Raw genomic sequence first — 23008 nt, forward strand, 5'->3', positions numbered from 1 at the left:
AGGTTTTATGAAATCTAGCTCCAGCGGCTAGAACAGTCGGTCGTTTCATCCCCTCCTATGAGGCAAAAAACGCCTCTACGTCAGGGATTCCAACGTCCTCTTGTTCTAAACGAGCCGCTTGCGCTTTTTATTTAAAAAAGGGGTGAACATCATGATCTTATTAGAAAATGTAAGGAAAATATATAAGGCAAAAAGCGGTGATGTCACTGCTGTAGATAACGCCAATTTAAAAATAGAAAAAGGCGAGATATTTGGTGTTATCGGATATAGTGGCGCCGGAAAAAGTTCTTTAATCAGGTTGTTTAATCAGTTAGAGAAACCAACTTCTGGCCAAATTACAATTGCAAATCGTGTCATTTCAGCAATTACAGGAAGTGAGCTTCGGAAGGCAAGGCAAGAAATCGGAATGATTTTTCAGCACTTCAACTTACTTTGGTCACGAACTGTGCGGGAAAATATCGCATTCCCACTTGAGATTGCAGGCGTTGATAAGGAGAAGAGAAGAAAACGTGTTGATGAGTTAATTCATCTTGTTGGGTTAGAGGGAAGAGGGGACGCATACCCATCTCAGTTAAGTGGTGGACAAAAGCAACGCGTCGGGATTGCAAGAGCATTAGCTAATAATCCACAAGTACTTTTATGTGATGAAGCAACGTCAGCTCTTGACCCAGAAACGACGGATCAAATTTTAGATTTACTTCTAGATATTAATAAGCGTCTCGGTTTAACAATTGTACTAATTACACATGAGATGCATGTAATTCGAAAGATTTGTAATCGCGTTGCCGTAATGGAGAGAGGAAAGATTGTAGAAACGGGTCCAGTACTTGACGTATTCCGTAATCCGCAGCAGGACATTACGAAACGATTTGTACAGCAGTTAACGGATTCTGAAGATACAAATGAAACGATTGAAAGTTTAATTGAAAAATACCCAGATGGAAAAGTGATTCGCTTGCAGTTTATCGGTGAAGCTGTAGAAAGACCGGTACTTCAAAGATTAATGCAGCGCAGTGATATAGAAGTGAGCATTTTGCAAGGAAATATCGCACAAACGAATAACGGTTCTTACGGTAGTTTAGTCGTTCATTTAAATGGTGAGGAAACTGCGATCCAGCAAGCGATAGAAGGAATTCATCAAGATCAAGTAGAGCTGGAGGTGATTGCACATGGATAAGTTACTCACAAATGTTGATTGGAATCAAATGTTAGAAGCAACTGGTGAAACGTTATATATGACGGCAATCGCAGCTCTTGCCACATTTGTTTTAGGACTTATTTTAGGATTGTTACTTTTCATGACAGCGAAAGATAATTTATGGGAAAACAAATCGATTAATACGGTGATTGGAGCGTTCGTAAACATATTCCGTTCTATACCGTTTATCATTTTAATTATTTTATTAATCCCATTCACAAAAATCCTTCTTGGAACAATTCTTGGAGCGAGTGCGGCATTGCCAGCTTTAATTATCGGAGCGGCACCATTTTATGCAAGAATGGTTGAAATCGCACTTCGTGAAATTGATAAAGGTGTAATTGAAGCCTCAAAAGCAATGGGGGCAAAAACAAGCACAATTATTTTGAAAGTGTTAATTCCAGAATCATTACCAGCCTTAGTATCTGGTATTACGGTAACGACAATTGCTTTAGTAGGCTATACGGCAATGGCGGGAGTTGTTGGTGCTGGTGGCCTTGGGACACTTGCTTACTTAGAAGGGTTCCAACGAGGAAATAACGATGTAACAATCGTTGCAACAATTTGTGTATTACTCGTTGTATTTTTAATTCAATGGATTGGTGATAGTGTAACGACTCGAATAGATAAAAGATAATAAAAAACGGGAGGGCATTTCAAATGAAAAAATTATTACTTACGGCACTTATTTCAACTTCAATTTTTGGGTTAGCTGCTTGTGGCGCGAAAGATAAAGATGAAAATAAACTTGTTGTTGGTGCTTCTAACGTACCGCACGCTGAAATTTTAGAAAAGGCAAAACCGTTACTTGAGAAAAAAGGAATTGAATTAGAAGTGAAAAAATTCCAAGATTACGTGTTGCCAAATAAAGCGTTAGCGGATAAGGAATTAGATGCAAACTACTTCCAGCACATTCCGTATTTAGAAAAAGAAATTAAAGATAAAAAATATGATTTTGAAGTAGCAGGAAAAATTCATTTAGAACCAATTGGTGTGTATTCTCAAAAATATAAAAGCTTAAAAGAGCTTCCAGACGGGGCGACAATTATTATGAGTAACTCTGTTGCTGACCATGGACGTGGTTTAGCAATTTTACAAAAAGAAGGTATTTTAAAAATTAAAGACGGAGTAGATCCAGTTAAAGCAACTCCAAAAGATATTGCAGATAATCCGAAAAACTTGAAATTCAAAACGGATATCGAGCCTGGTTTACTACCACAAGTGTATAACAATAAAGAAGGCGATGCAGTTTTAATTAACTCGAACTATGCGATTGATGCGAAATTAAACCCAGAAAAAGATGCAATTGCGATTGAAGGAAATGATTCACCGTATGCAAACGTAGTAGCTGTTCGTAAAGGCGATAAAGATAAAAAAGAGATTAAAGCTCTTGTAGAAGTGCTGCATTCTAAAGAAATTGAAGATTTCATTAATAAAGAATATAAAGGGGCAGTTGTTCCTGTAAAAGAATAATCGTTTGAAGAAGGGCTGGTGTATGCCGGCTCTTTTTTCTAACTACATAAATATAGGGGAGAAGGGGACATCATATGAAAAAGATTATACTGTCAGTTGTTACAGCACTATCTGTATTTACATTAGCTGCCTGTGGTGGGAAAGATGAGAATAAGCTTGTTGTTGGAGCTTCTAACGTGCCACACGCTGTTATTTTAGAGAAGGCACAGCCGATATTAGAGAAAAAAGGTATTAAGTTAGAGATTAAAAAGTTCCAAGATTATGTGTTACCGAATAAAGCGTTAGCGGATAAAGAAATTGATGCGAACTACTTCCAGCACATTCCATATTTGGATAAAGAAATTCAAGAAAAAGGATATAAAATTGTAAATGCAGGAAAAATCCATTTAGAGCCAATGGGCATTTATTCTAAGAAGTATAAAAGCTTAAAAGACCTTCCAGATGGCGGAACAGTTATTATGAGTAATAACGTAGCAGAGCGTGGCCGTATGCTAGCCCTATTACAAAAAGGCGGCGTTATTAAATTAAAAGATGGTGTAGATGTTGTTAAGGCGACAGTAAAAGATGTTGTGGAAAATCCGAAAAACTTAAAGTTTAAAACAGATGTAGAACCTGGACTTTCACCGAAGCTGTATGAAAATAATGAAGGCGACGCTTTGTTTATTAATTCAAACTATGCAATTGATGCGAAATTAAATCCAACAAAGGATGCAATTGCGATTGAAGGATCAGACTCTCCGTATGCAAATATTATTGCCGTTCGTAAAGGTAATGAGAAGAAAAAAGAGATTAAAGAACTAGTAGAAGTACTACATTCAAAAGAAATTCAGGACTTTATTAATAAAGAATATAAAGGTGCTGTACTCCCGGTAAGTGAATAAATATAAGGGAAGGACTGGTAATTTCCCAGTCCTTTTTTCTTTATATAAATAAGAAGAAAGGTGTATCATATAAAGGTGAGAAGGAAATACTTATATACATTTGTGAAAAAATTGTTACTTTTTTTCGTCGTTTGCGATATCATTTTATTTGATATAAAATTAGAATGAGAATAAAATGAGAATATGAACGTTTTAGGAATTTTTAAAATGTATATATAGGATTAATGGAGGTATTGAGATGGCTGGTTCTACATTAACGGTTAAAGACTTACACGTATCAATTGACGGCAAAGAAATTTTAAAAGGTGTAAACCTTGAAGTAAAAGGTGGAGAAATCCACGCAATTATGGGACCTAACGGAACAGGTAAATCAACTTTATCTTCTGCGATTATGGGTCACCCAAAGTATGAAGTAACAGAAGGTAGCATCATCATCGACGGTGAAGATGTATTAGAAATGGAAGTAGACGAGCGCGCGCAAGCAGGTCTATTCCTAGCAATGCAATATCCAAGTGAAATTAGCGGAGTTACAAACGCTGACTTCTTACGTTCTGCAATTAACGCACGTCGTGAAGAAGGCGATGAAATTTCTCTTATGAAATTTATCCGTACATTAGATAAAAACATGGAATTCCTAGAAATGGATCCAGAAATGGCACAACGTTACTTAAACGAAGGTTTCTCTGGCGGTGAGAAAAAACGTAACGAGATTCTTCAATTAATGATGATTGAGCCAAAAATTGCAATCTTAGACGAAATCGACTCAGGTCTTGATATCGATGCATTAAAAGTTGTATCTAAAGGTATTAACCAAATGCGCGGCGAAGAGTTCGGTTGCCTAATGATTACGCATTACCAACGTTTATTAAACTACATCACTCCAGACTTCGTTCACGTTATGATGAACGGTCGTATCGTTAAATCTGGTGGCCCTGAGCTTGCACAACGTCTAGAAGCTGAAGGTTACGACTGGATTAAAAAAGAATTAGGTATTGAAGACGAAACAGCAGAGCAAGAAGCGTAAGAGAGGAGCATAAACATGACAATCGGTACATTACCTTTCGATCAAGAAACAATCCGTCAGCGCGCAAGCGAAGTAAACGAAGCTGCTTGGTTGACTGAGTTCCGCTTACAAGCTCTTGCACAAGCAACTGAACTTCCAATGCCAACGCCTGATAAAACGAAAATTGAAAAATGGGACTTTATCGGAAAAGGCGACGCTGCTAAGCAAGAGCCTGTAAGTTCTTTAACAGAGCTTCCAGAAGCAGTGAAAAACTTAATCGATGAAAATAACAGCGTATTAGTGCAACGTACTGGTACAACTGCGTTCGTTTCTTTAGCAGACGAAGCAAAAGAAAAAGGTGTTATTTTTACAGACATCATAACAGCTGCAACAGAGCATGTTGAACTAGTACAAAAGTACTTAATGAAAGACGGCGTGAAGGTAGACGAGCATCGTCTAACTGCACTTCATGCTGCATTAATCAACGGCGGTGCATTCGTATATGTTCCGAAAAACGTTGTTCTTGAAACTCCACTTCAAGCTGTATTCTTAGTAGACGGCGAAGAAGCTAACGTATATAACCACGTATTATTCGTAGCTGATGCGAACAGTACTGTAACTTATGTAGAAAACTACGTTGCAAATGAAAATGCTAAAGGTATTGCAAATATCGTAGCAGAAGTAATCGTGGAACAAGGCGCACAAGTGAAATTCGGTGCGGTTGATCTATTAGCAAAAGACGTAACAACTTACGTTAACCGCCGCGGAGTAGTAGGACGCGACGGCCGCATTGATTGGGCTCTAGGTCTTATGAATGACGGAAACACAATCTCAGAGAACGTTACGAACTTAATGGGCGACGGATCATATGCTGATACAAAAACAGTAACAATTGGCCGTGGTAACCAAACACAAAACTTTACAACTAAAGTTGTTCACTTCGGTAAACACTCTGAAGGTTGGATCTTAAAACACGGTGTACAAAAAGATAGTGCAACATCTATCTTCAACGGAATTGGTAAGATTGAACACGGTGCATCTAAATCAAATGCACAACAATCTTCTCGCGTTCTTATGTTAGACGAAAAAGCTCGCGGTGATGCGAACCCAATTCTTCTAATTGATGAAGATGATGTAATGGCAGGTCACGCAGCTTCAGTAGGCCGCGTAGATCCATACCAATTATACTACTTGATGAGCCGTGGTATTCCAAAACGCGAAGCAGAACGTTTAGTCATCCATGGATTCTTAGCACCTGTAGTAAATGAGCTTCCAATTGAAGGAGTAAAGGCACAGCTTGTTGAGGTAATTGAAAGGAAAGTTCGCTAATGAATATTCATGAAATACGCAAACAGTTTCCAATTCTTGATCAAAAAGTGAACGGCAAACAACTTGTTTATTTCGATAGTGCAGCAACTTCTCAAAAACCAATTCAAGTCATTGAAACGTTAGAACGTTACTATAAAGAATATAATTCTAACGTGCATCGCGGTGTTCATACGCTCGGTACGAAAGCTACCGACGCGTATGAAGGTGCACGTGAGAAAGTTCGCAAGTTTATCAATGCGAAATCAATGGAAGAGATTATTTTCACGCGCGGAACGACAACTGCATTAAATACAGTAGCGGCTAGCTATGGTCTTGAAAATGTAAAAGAAGGCGATGAGATCGTTATTTCTTACATGGAGCACCATAGTAACATCATTCCGTGGCAACAAGTTGCGAAGAAAACTGGTGCAACGTTAAAATACCTTCCGCTTCAACCAGACGGTACAATTTCTTTAGAAGATGTTCGTCAAACAGTTACACCGAACACAAAAATCGTTTCTATTATGCAAGTATCAAACGTACTTGGAACGATTAACCCTGTAAAAGAAATCGGAGCAATCGCACATGAAAACGGCGCAATTATGGTCGTTGACGGTGCGCAAAGTACACCTCATATGAAAGTGGATGTACAAGATTTAAACTGTGATTTCTACGCATTATCTGCTCATAAGATGTGCGGACCTACAGGTATCGGCGTATTATATGGTAAGAAAGAATTGCTAAACAATATGGAGCCAATTGAATTTGGCGGTGAAATGATTGATTTCGTAGATTTACAAGAATCTACTTGGAAAGAGCTTCCGTGGAAGTTTGAAGCAGGTACACCGATTATCGGTAATGCAATCGGACTTGGTGCGGCAATTGATTTCCTAGAAGAAATCGGTCTTGATAATATTGAAAAGCATGAGCATGAATTAGCGCAATACGCTTTAGAAAGACTATCAGAAGTAGATGGCGTTACAATTTATGGTCCAAAGCATCGCGCTGGTCTTGTTACATTTAATATTGAAGACGTACATCCTCATGATGTAGCGACTGTATTAGATGTAGAAGGTATCGCGGTTCGCGCAGGACACCACTGTGCACAACCGCTTATGAAGTGGCTAAAAGCTTCTTCAACAGCACGTGCGAGCTTCTATTTATATAATACAAAAGAAGAAATTGATACATTTGTTGAATCGCTAATCAAGACAAAGGAGTATTTCACAAATGTCATTTAATAATTTAGATACGTTATACCGTCAAGTTATTATGGATCATTATAAGAATCCTCGTAACCATGGCGTGTTAGAAGATAGTGTTACCGTTAACTTGAACAATCCAACTTGCGGCGATCGTATTCAACTTACGATGAAAGTAGAAGAAGGTATTGTACAAGAGGCGAAGTTTGAAGGAGAAGGATGTTCAATCTCAATGTCTTCAGCTTCGATGATGACACAAGCAGTAAAAGGAAAGAAAATCGAAGAAGCACTTCAGCTTTCGAAAATTTTCTCTGACATGATGCTAGGAAAAGAGTACGATGACAGCATCGATTTAGGAGATATTGAAGCATTACAAGGCGTATGCAAGTTCCCAGCACGTATTAAATGTGCAACATTAGCGTGGAAAGCGTTAGAAAAGGGCTTAAACGAAGATAAGTAATGTTAAAGGTTCCTAAAAACGAGGTTATCTAAGGAGGGACACACCAACATGGCGAAGCAACTGCCAGATATCGGCGATTATAAATATGGTTTCAAAGACAAAGACGTTTCGATTTTCCGTGCTGGACGCGGTTTAACAAAAGAAATCGTAGAAGAGATTTCACGTATGAAAGAAGAACCACAGTGGATGTTAGACTTCCGTTTAAAATCACTGGATAAGTTCTATGAAATGCCAATGCCACAATGGGGCGGCGACTTAAACGACTTAGATTTCGATGAAATTACGTACTACGTAAAACCATCTGAGAAATCTGAGAAGTCTTGGGATGAAGTACCTGATGAAATTAAAGCGACATTTGATAAATTAGGTATTCCAGAAGCTGAGCAAAAATATTTAGCTGGTGTATCTGCACAGTACGAATCTGAAGTTGTATACCACAACATGAAAGAAGACCTAGAAGCTCTAGGAATCGTATTTAAAGATACAGATAGCGCATTAAAAGAGAACGAAGACATTTTCCGTGAGCATTTCGGAAAAGTAATTCCACCAACAGACAACAAATTCTCTGCATTAAACTCTGCAGTTTGGTCTGGTGGATCATTCATCTACGTTCCAAAAGGTATTAAGGTGGATACACCACTTCAAGCGTATTTCCGTATTAACTCTGAAAATATGGGACAATTCGAGCGTACGCTTATCATCGTAGACGAAGGCGCACACGTACACTACGTAGAAGGTTGTACAGCACCTGTTTACACAACTAACTCACTTCATAGTGCGGTAGTAGAAATCATCATTAAGAAAGATGCATATTGCCGTTACACTACAATCCAAAACTGGGCGAACAACGTATACAACCTAGTTACAAAACGTGCGGTTTGTGAAGAAAACGCAACGATGGAATGGATTGACGGTAACATCGGATCTAAATTAACGATGAAATACCCAGCAGTTATCTTAAAAGGCGAAGGCGCTCGTGGTTTAACATTATCTATCGCGATTGCTGGTAAAGGCCAACACCAAGATGCTGGTGCGAAAATGATTCACTTAGCACCAAACACGTCTTCAACAATCGTTTCTAAATCGATTGCGAAGCATGGTGGTAAAGTAACTTACCGTGGTATCGTACACTTCGGACCAAAAGCGAAAAACTCTCGCTCTAACATCGAGTGTGACACGTTAATCATGGATAACCAATCTACATCTGATACAATTCCTTACAACGAAATCAAAAACGATTACGTTTCACTTGAGCACGAAGCGAAAGTATCGAAAGTATCAGAAGAACAATTATTCTACCTAATGAGCCGCGGTATTTCTGAGCAAGAAGCTACAGAAATGATCGTAATGGGCTTCATCGAGCCATTCACTCGCGAACTTCCAATGGAATACGCAGTTGAAATGAACCGCCTAATCAAGTTTGAGATGGAAGGTTCTATCGGTTAAATAGAAATGAGAAAGCGTCCTGCTATGCAGGGCGCTTTTTTTATGTTGTGTGGGTTCGGCTCGGGAGGACAGATACCCAGGTGGGTGTTTAACTAAATATATCAACGCTTTTTCAAATATATCGATCACAACTCGGAATATATCAACGATTATTTCAATATATCGACGTTTCGACAAGGAATATCGATTTGCCAACAAATTACGACAAAAGAAACACCTCATATACCCCTCAACATGCGAAAATAGGAGAGGAGCACCTATATGACTAGAAGCAAGGCAAAGATACTGACAAATCCACAGAAGAATCCACAGAAGAACCTCCCAACAAACTCCCTGAAAAATCTCCCTCAAACTAATCAACAGATTAGAAAAAGTAATATAAGATTTCTCATATTAAAAGGGCAATCTTTTGCTTTTTCTCACAATGCGAGTACAATGTAAAATAGCAAGAAAAGACGAAAAGTATTTACAGGATTATTGCGTACGTATAGCGTAAATGGCAGTAAGGAACTGAGAGGAGGTTTTTTCTCTGAATATAAATAAAGAAACAATCATCCACCTTTATCATACAAACGATATACATAGTCATTTTGAAAATTGGCCGCAAATTTCTCGGTTTGTACAAGAGGAGAAAAAGCGAAGACAGGCAGCGGGAGAGACTGTTTTAACTGTGGATATTGGCGATCATGTGGATCGTTTTCATAGTATTTCGGAGGCGACAAATGGGCTTGGAAATACAAAGCTTTTAAATGAGGCGTTATATGATTATGTAACGATCGGAAATAATGAAGGAATTACGTTGGCGAAGGAGCATTTGAACCGTCTGTATGATGATGCTGGGTTTGAGGTTCTAGTCGCGAATTTATTTGAAAAAGAAGGGATACGTCCAGCGTGGGCGAAGCCTTATAAATTGCATACAACGACAGATGGAATTACGATTGCTTTTATCGGATTAACGGTAGCATATCCCGAGTTTTATCAAATGTTAGACTGGCACATTGAAGATCCAATCGAGCATTTAGAATCCATTTTGGAAGAAGTGAAAGATGAGGCACATATTACTGTTGTACTTTCTCATCTTGGAAAAAGCATGGATGAGTATATGGCGGAGCATTATGATATAGATGTGATTTTAGGGGCACATACGCATCATTTATTTGAGCGTGGCGTTCTAATGAATAATACTTTACTTTGTTGTTGTGAAAAGTGGGGACGTTACGTTGGTCACGTGCAGCTTACTGTGGATAAAGAGACGAAGAAGCTGTTGAAAAAAGACGGTAGAGCGATTAAGACAGAACGGTTAGGTGCTTATAGCGAGTCGTTATCCACAATTGAAATGCTACAGGAAGAAAGTAAGCATATTATGGCAGAGCCTGTCGTTCATTTAAAAGAGTCATTGCCGGTAGAGTGGTTTCATGAGACGACGTTTGCACACATGTTAGCAAGTGCGCTGAAAAAATGGTGTGGTGCAGAGATTGGAATGGTGAATGCTGGTGTACTTCTTGAAGGATTAGGAGAAGGTGTTGTAACACGAGGAGATATTCACAGAATTTGTCCACATCCAATTAATCCATGTGCGTTGAAAGTGCCAGGGAAGACATTAAGAGAAGTGATTTTGAAAGCACGCCGCCCGAATATGGAGAATCTTGAGGTGAAAGGATTCGGGTTTCGTGGAAAAGTAATGGGGAAAATGATTTATGCTGGTGTAGAAGTAATTCCAGATACGATTCCTGGGAATAAAATTTTACTGGAAGATGTATTGATTAACGGAGAATCGCTCGAATTAGATCGTATATATACGGTAGGAACGATTGATATGTTTACATTTGGATACTTATACCCAGAGCTATCCACACTTTCCCATAAGCAATATTATATGCCAGAACTACTTAGAGATGTGTTAACAGACATGTTGATAACTCATACATCTTCTGTGAAACTATAGGCTAGTTAACTTGTAACACTCATTTTTCTCTTTTCATACAGATAAGAAAGAGAGGAGTGTGAACTATGGTTAATGTAGAGCCTATTATAATTGATAACTATACGTTTATTGCGGTTAGCGTCAAACTCCCAAAGACGAATTTGCTAGCTGTAATGAGCGATAAAGGATATATTATGTGTGGTGCATTAGATGTAGGTCTTTTAAATGAGAAGTTAGGTGATCGAGGTATTATTGCTGGTCGTGCGGTTGGTGTAAGAACGATTGAACAACTTCTTGAAGCACCATTAGAATCGGTAACGACTGGAGCGGAAGCGTTAGGCATTCCAGTAGGAACGATTGGAAAAGAAGCATTATTAAAAATGAGATAAGCATATATCGTCCCTCCTTCTTGCATAGAAATGATATAAGAAGGAGGTTTTTTTTATGAGTATATTTCGCTTGAGAAATTCGCGGTTTCGAAGGGGGCCTATTTCCTTTCGGTACATACTGCTTATGTCGTTTATTCTTTTTGTGATATTACTTGTGCAAGGAGTATGGATTGTGAATAGCAGCATTCAGCCGACCTTAATTAAATATGGGGAAGTAGAGACGCATAAAATGGCAACAGCGGTTATGACGAAGGCGGTAAAAGACAGAATTAATGAAGGATTCGATGTTGATTCATTAATGAAAGTACAAAATGATAAAAACGGGAAAGTATCCACAATTAATTTAAATACAAAGCAAGTAAATGAAATCGTCACATCAACGACCACATACATAGAAAAATATTTACAGCAAGTAGAACAAGGGAATTTGAAAGAACTAGGTCTTTCTGAAAAAAACGGAGCGACGATGGCAGTTCCTTTTGGTCGTGTAACGGATAATGCGCTTCTTGGTAATATAGGGCCAGATATTCCAATTGACTTCACTACAATTGGTCATGTGAATACGGATATAAAACAAAAGATTGAGCCGCACGGGATCAATACGACAGCGATTCAAATTGTTATGGAGATGGAAGTAACATTGCAAGTCATTATTCCATTTCATACGAAAGAAATAACGGTGAAGAAAGATGTCCCAATTGCAACGCGTATCGTGCAAGGGGAAGTGCCTACTTATTACGGAAGCGGCGGAGTTGTTGTACCGGATAAAAAGAAAACAGATAGTTAGCTGTATATAAAAAATAACCGTAGCAATATGCTACGGTTATCGTTTTGTATTCGCTCGTTCTTTTCGTTCCCAAAGACTTAAGTGCATGTATGGATCGAAAGCCCATTCTGTATAACCATTGTCTTTATACATGCCGAAATGTAAGTGAGGTGGGAATTTTCCAGCTGTGCCGGGAGGTCCGTAGCCGGTACTACCAACAAATCCGATTACTTTTCCTGGCTCGACAATTTGTCCGAGCTGTATTTCTTTTGAGAACCCGCCTAAGTGAGCGTAATAATGGTAATTATTATGAAGGTCACGAATGCCGATGCGCCATCCACCAAGACGATTCCAGCCTTTCGTTTCAATAATGCCATAGCAAGTGGACCTTACTGGTACACCATATCTAGCGAAAATATCTGTTCCTTCATGAATACGTCTTCCGCCAAAGCTTCTACCAGCACCAAAAGTACTACGGTAGCTGTGGTCACTATGAATCGGGAGAGGGAAGGCATTTCCTTCCAAATTAATACGTCCATACTGTTTATAAATTCGGGCGTATTCGGTAATTAAATCAACTGTTTTTGCACGTCTATAATATTCCCAAAGCATAATTTTAATATGGTCTTCTGACGTTCCTTGTTTCTTTAAAATAGTCGCTGCTGTATGCAGAAGATCACGGTCGTTATTTGCATTTGCTAAACCATCTTTATCACCATCTAAACCAATTCCCCCGAATAAAGAAATGATGTGGGGGAGTGTGTCATTGTTATTAGCAGGTCCAGCCCAAATTTCTGGTTTGAAATAAAGGGAAATGATGGCATCTGGTTTTTTCGGAATATCTTTTCTTACGCTCCGGATATTTCTTTCATATTGATCCATTGCAGCTAAATAATACCAAGGAATGCCTGAAGATTGCTCTGTTTCTTTATATAGTGCCATGCGCTTTTCATATATGCTTTGCTGATTATCTTCACCGTAAGCGATGTTTTGGTGGAGAAGAAAGCAAATAGAAAGCAAAAGAGAAATTTTTCGAAGCATGAAATAGACTCCTTTCACAACATCACTCTTTTTAGTGTGGGATATACGGAGTATTTCATTATAGGGAACGATTGGAAAAAATCTTAGAATCTTCATTTGAGCAAATCGCTTTCATACGTTAGAATAGATATGTTACATTGAAAGAAGCGAACACGGTAAACTATTTCATATTGTGCGGAGTTGATAACCATGACAAAACAAACAGAATATAAGCGCAAGCCCGAATGGTTGAAAATTAAGTTAAACACGAATGAAAACTATACAGGCTTAAAGAAAATGATGCGTTCTAAGAATCTTCATACCGTTTGTGAAGAGGCGAAATGTCCGAATATTCATGAGTGCTGGGCTGTAAGGAAAACAGCAACATTTATGATCTTAGGTGCGGTTTGTACACGTGCTTGTCGTTTTTGTGCAGTTAAAACAGGCTTGCCAAATGAGCTTGATTTACAAGAACCAGAACGCGTAGCAGATTCAGTAGTACAAATGGGCTTAAAGCACGTTGTTATAACAGCGGTTGCACGTGATGATTTAAAAGACGGCGGAGCAGCTGTTTTTGCTGAAACAGTACGCGCTGTACGTCGTAAAAATCCATTCACGTCTATCGAAGTATTACCATCTGATATGGGTGGGGTAGAAGAAAACTTAAAAATGTTAATGGATGCAAAACCAGATATTTTAAACCATAACATTGAAACGGTACGTCGATTATCTAACCGAGTTCGCGCTAGAGCAAAATATGACCGTTCATTAGAGTTTTTACGTCGAGCAAAAGAAATGCAGCCTGATATCCCAACTAAATCGAGCATTATGGTGGGCTTAGGTGAAACAAGAGAAGATTTAATTGAAGCAATGGATGACTTACGTGCAAACAATGTGGATATTTTAACTCTTGGACAATACCTACAACCATCTAAGAAGCATTTACCAGTTCTTAAATATTACCCACCAGCAGAATTTGCAGAGCTAAAAGAAATTGCACTTAGCAAAGGATTTAGCCACTGTGAAGCTGGCCCACTTGTGCGTTCTTCTTACCATGCGGACGAGCAAGTACGTTCGGCAAAAGAAAAAACAGCAGAAGCGAAATAATGAAAAAAGAGAGCTAATCATTAGCTCTCTTTTTGTTTGTACTCTAAAACGGTATTTGGGCATGTTAATAAAATCTTTTTTAATTCTTCTGTGGATAATTCAATTGTAAATTCAGGTACACCAGGTGTAATTAAAATTTTAGTATACGTATAAATGGAACTGTCCACAATAATCGTTACATCTTGTGAATAACCGAAAGGAGCTACACATCCTGGAGTACAACCAGTTTCCATTCTTAATTCATCAGGAGAACAGAGGGATAAGTGTTCCCCAGTTATTTTTTTCATCTCTCCTCGGTCAAGCCGAGCTCCCTCTAACGTAAAAAATACGTAATAATCTCCAGATTTTGATTTTAAAAATAAGCTTTTACTTGGAGTGCCTTGTAAGCCAAGCCTTTCACGCACGATACGATCTGTCTCATAATCGAGTACCGGCTCGTGTTCAAACTTTTCGTAAGAAACATTTGTTTTATGTAGTAAAGCAAGTACGTCTTCGTACATATGGAGTGATACCCCTTTCTATTATTAGTACAGTCTCTTCTCGCGGCGTCAACTGAATGTTTTGGAAAGGGATATTACTTGGATGATTCGTTCCATAATCGTTTTATGATATAGTGCTCATCGATTGTAATTTCGTACATATCAGGATTCGTTAAAGTTTTCCATTCACTAAAGCCGATGGTAGAATCGAAGTGCTTTAAAATTAGTGTAAGTAAGTTTCCATGTGTAATGAGTAATGTTGTGTCATGCTCCAGTTTTAAAATGTCTTGAATAAGCGATATGGCGCGATCCATCGCTTGTTTTGTTGACTCTCCGCCTGAGAAGGCAATATCTATATTTGTAAAAGTAGATTCTAGTTTTTGCATCCAATCATCCATTGGAGCATCGCTTAATACCCGCTCGGCTAACCGTTCATCTTCTTGGATAGATAGTTTAGTTTGGAGCGCATAGGGCCGAATAGAATCGATAGCTCGGACAAATGGGCTTGAAATAATATGATCTATTTGTAGATGATTTTCTAAGAGGAATGTAGCAAGGATGTTTGCTTGATTTTTTCCGGTAACCGTTAATTCGGCATCACGTTCTTGGCCCGTTGCTGAACAATGTCGTATTACAATAATTTTCTTCATAATTCATCCCCATCTTTCAAGTTGACGCTATATACTTCGACAAATGTGGAAAAAATTCCTTTTTCTTGGAAAGGGCATAGTGATTTAAGTATGTGGAAAAGTAATGTGGATAATGAAAAGTTGAGGTGCGATTATGAAAAAAATGATATGTATTGTATTCAGTATTTGTTTTCTCGCACAATTATCCACAACATATGCAGAATCTAATCAAAAATTAGAGTACCCGAGCAATCAAAATAAATCATTCGTTCGTGAGGATGTATTTTATGAACAGTTAGATAAGAAAATCTATAAAGAATATAACAATGCAGCGTATAGTGTTCGTAAAAAAATCTTATTTAAAGAAGTGGCTGATGAGGAATTTATTTTTAGGCAAAAAACAGCTGTCGGCTGTCGTAGTAGAGTGGTGCTTCAAGATTTGTTTATTCATCCTAATCGCCAAGTATACTTTTTCGCTTCTTTTTCTCAAAATGAAGTAGAGGAGTTGCATAAATATATCGTTATAGATGCAGAAACAAAGAGGGAGCTGCAAGGGGGCAAAAGTTATCATCATTGCGATAATCCATATGAAAAATAACCCACCAAATGGTGGGTTATTTTTACTCCGGCACACTCACTAATTTCGCTTTCATTTTTCGAATAAGAACGACAGCGCCAATTGTACAGAGAAGTGTAATTCCTTCCGCAACAAAGATATTGATTGTTTTTGTTTGATACAGTGCCGCGAAAAAGTCTACAAATGCGTGGAATAGTATAGCGTACGCAAGGAAGATATATTTCTTCTGTTTTACTGCGTATAAGACAAGCATTGTAAAGGCGATTTGCAGTACTAGTGCCATAATTCTTTCTAGGCTACCAAGGAGGTATAAATAAGCAGGCTGCTGAATTAACATGTCCTGTAGACGACCAAGCTCCGGCATTTTTTCAACCATTTGAGCGAAGCTACCGTTGTTAATTGAATTCGCAAATATAAGTGCTTGCAAAGCAGAGAATCCACCGATTAAAATGGACTCTATTCCGCCATGACCAAGTCCGTAAGCGAAACCGTCTTTATATTCTTGATATTTTTTCAGTAAGTAATAAAAGGCAACGAAGCGTCCTAATTCTTCAAAAATACCAGCAGTTAATCCGCCATATATTGCAAAAATAAATGGGTTTTCTAAAAATGGAGCTATCGCTGGATTTCCACGCATAAATAGGTGGAATGGTGTTTCGAGAATTTGGGTGAATCCGATAAAGATAAGGACACCAACTCCAACAACCTTCCAATTAATATGATATTTTTTACGAAAATAAACGAGCGCAATAATTGGTACCAGAACCGAAAGCACAAGCTGAATTGTGATACTGGCAATTACCGTATTTGAAACCATACTTTCACCGCTTTCTAATATATGTACATATCTATTATGCATGAAATATAGGTGAGATGAAACTTTTAGCCTTCACCAATCGAACGTTTACTGCCCAGCAAATAGCGAGATAAAATGAATTTACTTATTGACTCTAACGTTGCGTCATACTTTATCGTATGTACTAAGGGGGAGATACACATGCCAATGAGGGTAAAAGAAGTAGCTAGTTTAGTTGGGATTAGTGTGCGCACACTGCATCATTATGATGAAATTGGGTTGTTAACCCCAGACGAGACGACAGAGTCTGGATATCGTCTGTATTCCAATGAAAATTTAGAGACATTGCAGCAAATATTGTTTTTTAAAGAGCTTGGCTTCCCTTTGAAGAAAATTAAAGAAATTATCATGAGTCCATCATTTGATCGTGAAGAGGCACTAGAGCTTCATAAGAAAATGCTTCTTGAAAAGCGGGCTAGGTTAGATAAAGTAATTGCGACGATTGATAAAACTATTCAGCATACAAAAGGAGAGATTGAAATGACGAACAAAGAGAAATTTGAAGGATTTGATTTCAGCCATAACCCATATGAAGAAGAAGCACGTGAAAGATGGGGGGACGCAGCTGTAGATAAAGCGAATGATGCTGCAAAAGGTATGTCAAAAGAGAAACAAGAAGAGTTTAATACTATTTATAGAAATTTAGCGGCACTTAGACACGGTGCACCTGATTCTAAAGAGGCGCAAAAAGCAATTGGAGTATGGTACGATTACTTGCAAAACTTCGGTCACTATTCGTTAGATGCTTTTAAGGGATTAGGTCAAATGTACGTCGCTGATGAGCGCTTTACGAAAAATATCGATAAGTTTGGTGAAGGTTTAGCGCAATTTATGTGTGATGCGATGGAGGTTTATGCGGATTGTAAGAAATAGTAAAAAAGGTGGAGGTTTTCTCCACCTTTTATTTTTTAATCATATTATTCAAAGTTTGATCCCCTGTATTGTTCAAATGAGGATTTTTACTCATTTCACGTTTTAGCATATCAAGACTTTGTTCATATTCTTTATCGTTTAATGCACCGGATTGCAGACCTTGAATTTGAGAAATCAACTTTTGGTCTGTCGATACATATGCTTTATAATAGCGAGGGACGATGGACAAAGCTGTTTTATATACTTGATCTGCTACGAGTTTCTGATCCGTTGTGTTTGCACGATATACAACGAACACTTCATCATCGGTAACGAGTGTAGCAGCGTTTGTAACGTCAGGAAGTTTGACTGTCATGCTTGTGATCATTTCAGCAACTTTCTCACGGTTAATGGCCCCTACTTGTTTGTTAGATACTTCATGTTTTTGTTTGGATGAATAGCCGACTCTTGTGAGCCTTGTATTTGTATTTTCTGTATGATACATGTCGTTTTTATTAGAAACAAGAACACGGCTTCCTTCTTCGCGTTCCATTTCGGCTTTATTAGTTGATTGGCAGCCTGCAAATAGGGAAAGAGTGAGAAGGGAAAGGGCAATTTGTTTTTTCACGATGTATCACCTCCTTCTCCATAGCATGTACTAATTTGCAATTTTTTGTATTTGAAATTGTTGGTTGTTATGCTTTGTGATACGATAAAAAGAAGAATGCTTAGAGAGGAAGTTAATGATGGAGCAAAAGCAAGAGATTCATGCTACGGTGAGCGTTAATAATGTTCAGTACGAAGTAATTAAAAACTTTCGTGATGGTTTTAGTGAAGAAGCATTTAAAGAGCGATATGCAGAAATTTTAAATAAATATGATTATATCGTTGGGGACTGGGGTTATGAGCAACTTAGATTGCGTGGTTTCTTTGATGATAGTAATCAACGTTCGACATATGATACGAAAATTAGTACGTTATCAGAGTATTTATACGAGTACTGTAACTTCGGTTGTGCACATTTTGTACTACGAAAAGTGAAGAAATAAAAAAGCCTCTTACGATTGTAAGAGGTTTTTTTCATATTCTCGTTTATAAACAAATCGAAATAGAATCGCCTTCAGAAAGTAATGCGTTTGGTTTCATTTGTTGTCCGTTCAATTGAATATCCCCATTTTTAATTTTATCCACAATGAGTGTACGGCTCCAATCTGAAATATATGTGGATAATGCTTTATCGATTCGGTGGGAACCGAAAACGATGTCTAATACGATTGTTATTTCGACTATATGACTTTCTTTGTATTGTTTAATGGAAATGGTAGTACTTGATTCTGTTTGGTCTTGCAGAGCCATATCGACAGTTTCAACATGATCAGTAAATGATTTATAAATGCGCAGTTTTTGATTCCACGTATGATCGTTCGGGCATTTATAAATGGCAAATCGGTATATGTTTTTTCCATTGGCGTTATGCCTACGAATATTCGTATCGGTAAATAGGGTAGTACGTCCGCAATTTTTACAATATTTTTCGATTGTGTGTTGCTGATTTTCATATAAACCCCAAGAAAGTTGTACTTTCTGCATTTTCCTTCACCTCTTATATTAGTGGCAAAGAAACGTAATACAGCTATTTGGATGTCTTGTAGTATGAAGACATAAGAAAGAGACAAAAATAAAAGGAGATTCCTCCAAAGAGGAACCTCCGTAAACATCATACTACAGATGCGTTACGTTCCTTTGTAATGGGAATGGGCAGACTACTCCCTTGAAAAAGCACGGTGCTTTTTTGAGAGTAATGCTATCCAATTGCTGGTCCATTACAAAGTAAATGTTGGCATACGTAGATAACGTCCTTTCTATCCAAATAGATTTGTTCATAAGTATACCATAAAAGTTTGAAAATTCAAAATTATTACTGTAAAAAACACCAGCTAACATAGCTGGTGCATAAGATAAATTATATAAGTTCAAATAAAAATGAGCGTAATTCTTCTGCAATTTCTTCAGACATAGAAAATGCGTGCTCTAAGTAGCCTGATTCGTTTAAATCGTCAGGACCGATGATAGCGAATTTATTGCGCTGCATATCAAGTACAATCGTTTTACCGTAATGACGATCGGAGTATAAAAGCGCTAAATCATGACGCTCATTTTCCCCCATAAAGCTAACGAAACGAGTTCTTGTAGCGACTGTATCGTCGTACAGAAAGAAACGTTCTTCCATACACATGGCTCCTTTTATTAAATATCTAAGTTTAAGTGTGGTTTATGATCTAAATGGTGATGCGTTTTAATGAATCGTACCGTTCTTGTTTTGTAACGCATAACGATAGAATATGTTTCAGCTAAATCTCCGCCAAGGAATTTCACGCCGTCTAATAACTCACCAGCAGAAACACCTGTTGCTGAGAAGATTGCATCATCACCAGCTACTAAGTCATCTAACATAAGAAGTTGACGAGGATCTTCTAATCCCATTTCACGACAACGAGCTTCTTCTTCTTCATTCATTGGAACTAAGCGAGCTTGCATTTCACCTTCAAGGCATTTTAATGCTGCTGCAGAAATAACGCCTTCTGGAGCTCCGCCAACACCTACGAATAAGTCGATACCTGTTCCTGGTAGTGCTGTTGCGATTGACGCACCAACATCTCCATCACCAAATAATTTTACGCGTGCACCTTTTGTGCGAACACGGTCAATAATATCTTGATGACGTTCACGTTCTTGGACGATAACTGTTAGATCACGAATTTTTTTATTGTTAGCTTCTGCTACAATTTCAATTGTTTTTTCAATTGGATCATCTAAGCTGATTTTACCAGCTGCTTTTGGACCAACCGCGATTTTTTCCATGTACATATCAGGAGCATGAAGAAGGTTTCCTTTATCTGCGATTGCGATAACTGCCATTGCATTTGCAAGACCTTTTGCAACGATGTTTGTACCTTCTAACGGGTCAACGGCGATATCTACTTCTGGACCGTTACCTGTTCCTAGTTCTTCACCAATATATAACATCGGTGCTTCATCAAGTTCTCCCTCACCAATTACAACTGTACCTGCCATGTTTACTGAATCGAACATATCACGCATAGCTGTAGTTGCTGCATCATCTGCTTCATTCTTCTTTCCGCGGCCCATCCACTGTGCGGATGCTAAGGCTGCTGCTTCTGTTACACGGACAATTTCTAGTGCGAGTTCACGTTCCAAGGTTGCATTCCTCCAATTTCAAAAATCATACAGGTATAACTATAACAAATAATGGAGAAAAGGTGAATTCGAAAAATTGTCGATTTTTTCAGAAGAAAGCGTTACAATTAAAATGTAAATGCTTTAATTTCCAGGTAGGTGACATGAATGTACTTCGTAGACAGAAAGAAAATAGAACAAATGCTAGTATGTTTAGAACGAGCAACAAATACATTTCAAGAGAAGAAGATATATGAAACCGAGTTTGAATTTTATGCATTAGAGCGCATAGCCCATCTTATGATTGATTGTGTATTAGATGTAGGCAATGCGATGATTGATGGATTTATTATGCGCGATCCAGGAAGTTATGAAGATATTATCGATATTTTAATGGACGAGCGAGTGATAAGTGCAGAAGAAGGAGTAGGAATAAAAGAAGTGATCCTTCTTCGAAAAATGCTTACGCAAGATTATATTCAAATGAATCATGATGAATTATATAAGACGATTCAAAAACAAATTGCAGTGGTAGAAAAATACCCAGCAAATATTCGCAGTTATTTAGAAAAGGAATTAGGACCTGTATCTGCATTTGTACCAGAATAATTATGCTTATAAGATCCCCGGGGAATGCCTTTTGGGGATCTTATATTGTATGTGAGAAAGAAAAGGGAGAAGGGTGAAGCATGGGGGAAGCACGCACTACGAAAGAAGAGATTATCCAATTGTTGAAAGTAAAGGGAGAGCATACGGTAGCAGAATTAGCTGAAGTTTTAGAGATTACGGAAATGGCGATCCGAAGGCATTTAAGTAATCTTGAGAAAGATGGACTTATTTATTCTAAGATGGTAAGACAACATGTCGGAAGACCAACTTATTTGTATGGATTAAGTGAAAAGGGAGAAGATACATTCCCAAAAGAGTATAAGCAATTTGCAATTGATATGCTTGAAGATTTAGCTCGAATGGGCGATGAAAAAGTACTTCGTTACGTTTTAAAAGAGAGAACGAAGCGAATGGAAGAAACATTAGAAAAGAGAGTCAGTAATCAAAAGAATTTAGCATATAAAGTGCAAGAGATAGCCGGTATGCAAGAGAAACATGGTTATATGGTTCAAATAAAGAGAGATGGGGAGAATTCTTTTATACTTGAAAAGCAAAACTGTCCGTTAAAGGAAATTGCAGAGAGGTTCCCTCAAGTGTGTGAAGATGAAAAAGAGATGTATAAGCGTTTATTTGTAGATGCAAATGTGAAGACATTAACGAACATGTGTGAAGGCGATTGTAATTGTTCTTACCAAATAAAAGAGAAAAAATGAACGTTATAGGGCGCTTTAAGGTAAAGCGTTTTTTTCTTTTGGAAAAGCGGGTAATATAAGAGTGGTATGATAGATGAGAACGTTAGCATAGAAGGAGAGACATAATCGATGTATAAAGGTTACTTAATTGATTTAGACGGTACGATGTATCGCGGAGAAGAACAAATTGAAGAAGCAAGCGACTTCGTAAAAGCATTGGGAGAGCGCGGTATTCCGTATTTATTCGTTACGAATAACTCAACTCGTAAACCAGAACAAGTGGCAGAAAAACTTGTTCGTTTCGATATTCCAGCTAAAGCCGAGCAAGTATTCACAACGAGTATGGCGACAGCAAACTTCATTTATGAGCGTAAACAAGATGCAACTGTATATATGATTGGTGAAGAAGGCTTACACGATGCACTTGTGGAAAAAGGATTTGAACTTGTGGATGAAAATCCTGATTTCGTTGTTGTCGGTTTAGATCGTGACATCACATATGAAAAATTGGCAAAAGCGTGTCTTGCTGTGCGTAACGGTGCAACGTTTATTTCCACAAATGGGGACATTGCCATTCCGACTGAGCGCGGATTATTACCAGGTAACGGCTCATTAACATCAGTTGTAGCAGTATCAACAGGTGTGGATCCAATCTTTATCGGAAAACCAGAATCAATCATTATGGAACAAGCGTTAAAAGTGCTTGGCATAGAAAAAGATGCGGCATTGATGGTTGGGGATAACTACGATACGGATATTTTAGCGGGGATAAATGCTGGCATGCATACCCTTCTTGTCCACACTGGAGTAACAACTGTGGAGAAGTTAACAGGATATGAAGTACAACCGACGCAAGTTGTGCATAACTTGACGGAGTGGATTGCGAAGATGTAATGAAATGCAGGTAACCGGAAGAGGTTGCCTGTTTTTTTTATGCAT

27 protein-coding genes are annotated in these 23008 nt (G+C 38.1%); 19 read left to right on the forward strand and 8 right to left on the reverse strand.

The window, feature by feature from the left end; translation table 11 throughout:
* Positions 1–151: 151 nt before the first annotated feature.
* The 12 genes from MR065_RS18150 (at position 152) to yunB (ending at position 12071) form a co-directional block, all read left to right on the forward strand.
* Positions 152–1177 (forward strand): methionine ABC transporter ATP-binding protein, encoded by a 1026-nt coding sequence (locus MR065_RS18150; protein ID WP_242214621.1) that lies wholly within the window; start codon positions 152–154, stop codon positions 1175–1177.
* A complete protein-coding gene (locus tag MR065_RS18155; protein WP_141436391.1) occupies positions 1170–1835 on the forward strand; it encodes a methionine ABC transporter permease in 666 nt (221 codons plus the stop codon). Before MR065_RS18150 ends, MR065_RS18155 begins: the two co-directional genes overlap by 8 nt.
* Before the next feature lie 23 nt (positions 1836–1858).
* On the forward strand, positions 1859–2671 hold the full coding sequence (metQ, locus tag MR065_RS18160) for a methionine ABC transporter substrate-binding lipoprotein MetQ (protein ID WP_098268360.1): 813 nt from the start codon (positions 1859–1861) through the stop codon (positions 2669–2671).
* A gap of 74 nt (positions 2672–2745) precedes the next feature.
* Positions 2746–3552, forward strand: a complete 807-nt coding sequence (gene metQ, locus MR065_RS18165; RefSeq protein WP_242214622.1) for a methionine ABC transporter substrate-binding lipoprotein MetQ — start codon at positions 2746–2748, stop codon at positions 3550–3552.
* Positions 3553–3790: 238 nt separating this feature from the next.
* The gene (sufC, locus tag MR065_RS18170; protein WP_000929162.1) at positions 3791–4576 is read left to right on the forward strand and encodes a Fe-S cluster assembly ATPase SufC; all 786 of its coding nucleotides are present in this window, start codon (positions 3791–3793) and stop codon (positions 4574–4576) included.
* 15 nt (positions 4577–4591) lie between these two features.
* Positions 4592–5884, forward strand: a complete 1293-nt coding sequence (gene sufD, locus MR065_RS18175; protein WP_242214623.1) for a Fe-S cluster assembly protein SufD — start codon at positions 4592–4594, stop codon at positions 5882–5884.
* A complete protein-coding gene (gene sufS, locus MR065_RS18180) occupies positions 5884–7104 on the forward strand; it encodes a cysteine desulfurase SufS (RefSeq protein WP_001020767.1) in 1221 nt (406 codons plus the stop codon). Before sufD ends, sufS begins: the two co-directional genes overlap by 1 nt.
* Entirely contained in the window at positions 7094–7525 is a 432-nt protein-coding gene (sufU, locus tag MR065_RS18185) for a Fe-S cluster assembly sulfur transfer protein SufU (protein ID WP_000009523.1), read from the forward strand. The genes sufS and sufU overlap by 11 nt, the downstream gene beginning before the upstream one ends.
* A gap of 48 nt (positions 7526–7573) precedes the next feature.
* Positions 7574–8971, forward strand: coding sequence for a Fe-S cluster assembly protein SufB (gene sufB / locus MR065_RS18190; RefSeq protein ID WP_001118824.1), 1398 nt, complete (start codon positions 7574–7576; stop codon positions 8969–8971).
* 553 nt (positions 8972–9524) lie between these two features.
* Complete coding sequence (locus tag MR065_RS18195; RefSeq protein WP_313895165.1) at positions 9525–10916, forward strand: bifunctional metallophosphatase/5'-nucleotidase; 1392 nt, start codon at positions 9525–9527, stop codon at positions 10914–10916.
* A 65-nt stretch (positions 10917–10981) separates the two neighbouring features.
* Positions 10982–11284 carry a YunC family protein gene (locus tag MR065_RS18200; protein ID WP_000248467.1) on the forward strand — a complete coding sequence of 101 codons (303 nt, stop codon included), beginning with the start codon at positions 10982–10984 and terminating at the stop codon, positions 11282–11284.
* Between the two features lie 55 nt (positions 11285–11339).
* Complete coding sequence (gene yunB / locus MR065_RS18205; RefSeq protein WP_242214624.1) at positions 11340–12071, forward strand: sporulation protein YunB; 732 nt, start codon at positions 11340–11342, stop codon at positions 12069–12071.
* A 36-nt stretch (positions 12072–12107) separates the two neighbouring features.
* Here yunB and MR065_RS18210 read toward each other — a convergent pair whose 3' ends face one another.
* A complete protein-coding gene (locus MR065_RS18210; RefSeq protein ID WP_242214625.1) occupies positions 12108–13091 on the reverse strand; it encodes a M23 family metallopeptidase in 984 nt (327 codons plus the stop codon).
* Positions 13092–13280: 189 nt separating this feature from the next.
* Between MR065_RS18210 and lipA the strand changes: the two genes are divergently transcribed.
* Positions 13281–14177, forward strand: coding sequence for a lipoyl synthase (lipA, locus tag MR065_RS18215; protein ID WP_097904259.1), 897 nt, complete (start codon positions 13281–13283; stop codon positions 14175–14177).
* Between the two features lie 20 nt (positions 14178–14197).
* Here the strand turns inward: lipA and MR065_RS18220 are convergent, their stop codons facing one another.
* Both MR065_RS18220 and MR065_RS18225 read right to left on the reverse strand, forming a co-directional pair.
* Positions 14198–14677 carry a YbaK/EbsC family protein gene (locus MR065_RS18220; RefSeq protein WP_242214626.1) on the reverse strand — a complete coding sequence of 160 codons (480 nt, stop codon included), beginning with the start codon at positions 14675–14677 and terminating at the stop codon, positions 14198–14200.
* 74 nt (positions 14678–14751) lie between these two features.
* A complete protein-coding gene (locus MR065_RS18225) occupies positions 14752–15306 on the reverse strand; it encodes a histidine phosphatase family protein (RefSeq protein WP_097904261.1) in 555 nt (184 codons plus the stop codon).
* A 133-nt stretch (positions 15307–15439) separates the two neighbouring features.
* Here MR065_RS18225 and MR065_RS18230 point away from each other — a divergent pair, with 133 nt between their 5' ends.
* On the forward strand, positions 15440–15883 hold the full coding sequence (locus tag MR065_RS18230) for a hypothetical protein (protein WP_242214627.1): 444 nt from the start codon (positions 15440–15442) through the stop codon (positions 15881–15883).
* A 22-nt stretch (positions 15884–15905) separates the two neighbouring features.
* On the opposite strand, the gene MR065_RS18235 is transcribed toward MR065_RS18230, so the two are convergent.
* The gene (locus MR065_RS18235; protein WP_242214628.1) at positions 15906–16721 is read right to left on the reverse strand and encodes a YhfC family intramembrane metalloprotease; all 816 of its coding nucleotides are present in this window, start codon (positions 16719–16721) and stop codon (positions 15906–15908) included.
* A 138-nt stretch (positions 16722–16859) separates the two neighbouring features.
* On the opposite strand from MR065_RS18235, the gene MR065_RS18240 reads away from it, so the two are divergent.
* Complete coding sequence (locus MR065_RS18240) at positions 16860–17591, forward strand: MerR family transcriptional regulator (RefSeq protein ID WP_242214629.1); 732 nt, start codon at positions 16860–16862, stop codon at positions 17589–17591.
* A 28-nt stretch (positions 17592–17619) separates the two neighbouring features.
* On the opposite strand, the gene MR065_RS18245 is transcribed toward MR065_RS18240, so the two are convergent.
* On the reverse strand, positions 17620–18198 hold the full coding sequence (locus MR065_RS18245) for a YhcN/YlaJ family sporulation lipoprotein (RefSeq protein ID WP_097904263.1): 579 nt from the start codon (positions 18196–18198) through the stop codon (positions 17620–17622).
* A gap of 118 nt (positions 18199–18316) precedes the next feature.
* On the opposite strand from MR065_RS18245, the gene MR065_RS18250 reads away from it, so the two are divergent.
* The gene (locus MR065_RS18250; protein ID WP_002174050.1) at positions 18317–18619 is read left to right on the forward strand and encodes a YutD family protein; all 303 of its coding nucleotides are present in this window, start codon (positions 18317–18319) and stop codon (positions 18617–18619) included.
* A 43-nt stretch (positions 18620–18662) separates the two neighbouring features.
* Here MR065_RS18250 and MR065_RS18255 read toward each other — a convergent pair whose 3' ends face one another.
* The 3 genes from MR065_RS18255 to glpX form a co-directional block, all read right to left on the reverse strand.
* Complete coding sequence (locus tag MR065_RS18255) at positions 18663–19160, reverse strand: cytoplasmic protein (RefSeq protein ID WP_242214630.1); 498 nt, start codon at positions 19158–19160, stop codon at positions 18663–18665.
* Between the two features lie 373 nt (positions 19161–19533).
* The gene (locus MR065_RS18260; RefSeq protein ID WP_097904267.1) at positions 19534–19800 is read right to left on the reverse strand and encodes a DUF3055 domain-containing protein; all 267 of its coding nucleotides are present in this window, start codon (positions 19798–19800) and stop codon (positions 19534–19536) included.
* A 17-nt stretch (positions 19801–19817) separates the two neighbouring features.
* Positions 19818–20789, reverse strand: coding sequence for a class II fructose-bisphosphatase (gene glpX, locus MR065_RS18265; RefSeq protein ID WP_242214631.1), 972 nt, complete (start codon positions 20787–20789; stop codon positions 19818–19820).
* A gap of 147 nt (positions 20790–20936) precedes the next feature.
* On the opposite strand from glpX, the gene MR065_RS18270 reads away from it, so the two are divergent.
* The 3 genes from MR065_RS18270 (at position 20937) to MR065_RS18280 (ending at position 22963) form a co-directional block, all read left to right on the forward strand.
* Positions 20937–21377, forward strand: a complete 441-nt coding sequence (locus tag MR065_RS18270) for a DUF86 domain-containing protein (protein ID WP_242214632.1) — start codon at positions 20937–20939, stop codon at positions 21375–21377.
* Positions 21378–21457: 80 nt separating this feature from the next.
* A complete protein-coding gene (locus MR065_RS18275) occupies positions 21458–22090 on the forward strand; it encodes a helix-turn-helix transcriptional regulator (protein ID WP_242214633.1) in 633 nt (210 codons plus the stop codon).
* Between the two features lie 108 nt (positions 22091–22198).
* Positions 22199–22963, forward strand: a complete 765-nt coding sequence (locus tag MR065_RS18280) for a TIGR01457 family HAD-type hydrolase (protein WP_242214634.1) — start codon at positions 22199–22201, stop codon at positions 22961–22963.
* The last annotated feature ends 45 nt before the right edge of the window (positions 22964–23008 follow it).

It is taken from the genome of Bacillus cereus group sp. BfR-BA-01383 (assembly GCF_022663495.1).
Classification (GTDB): Bacteria; Bacillota; Bacilli; order Bacillales; family Bacillaceae_G; genus Bacillus_A; species Bacillus_A cereus_AU.